This is a genomic window from Myxococcaceae bacterium JPH2, from assembly GCA_016458225.1.
In the GTDB taxonomy this organism is placed as follows: domain Bacteria; phylum Myxococcota; class Myxococcia; order Myxococcales; family Myxococcaceae; genus Citreicoccus.
In genome coordinates this window covers 1-335 of record JAEMGR010000142.1, presented here as the reverse complement: position 1 = coordinate 335, position 335 = coordinate 1, and the positions used below count along the sequence as shown (strand labels likewise).

Here is a 335-nt window from a genome sequence, read left to right as displayed (position 1 = left end):
CCCAGCACCCGCGCGCCCGCGGCCTTCAGCCGATCCCGCGCGGCCAGGATATCCTCGACCTCATAGCAGATGTGATGGATGCCACCGGCCGGGTTCTTTTCCAGAAAGCCCGCGATGGGGGAGTTCTCGCCCAGCGGATAAAGCAGTTCGATCTTGGTATTCGGCAGTTCGATGAAGACGACCGTCACCCCGTGATCCGGTTCATCCTGCGGCGCGCGCACGGTAGCGCCGAGCGTATCACGATATTGCGCCGACGCCGCCTCCAGATCGGGCACCGCGATGGCGACATGGTTCAACCGTCCGATCATCCTGCTCTCCTCTTTGCCAATCGGGAC

The 335-nt window shown here is 63.3% G+C and carries 1 protein-coding gene; it reads right to left on the bottom strand.

Translation table 11 applies throughout. The annotated features are described in order from the left end of the window. Positions 1–308: methylmalonyl-CoA epimerase (gene mce, locus JGU66_36490; protein MBJ6766276.1), on the bottom strand; the 308-nt coding region annotated here is incomplete at its 3' end. Positions 309–335: the final 27 nt, after the last annotated feature.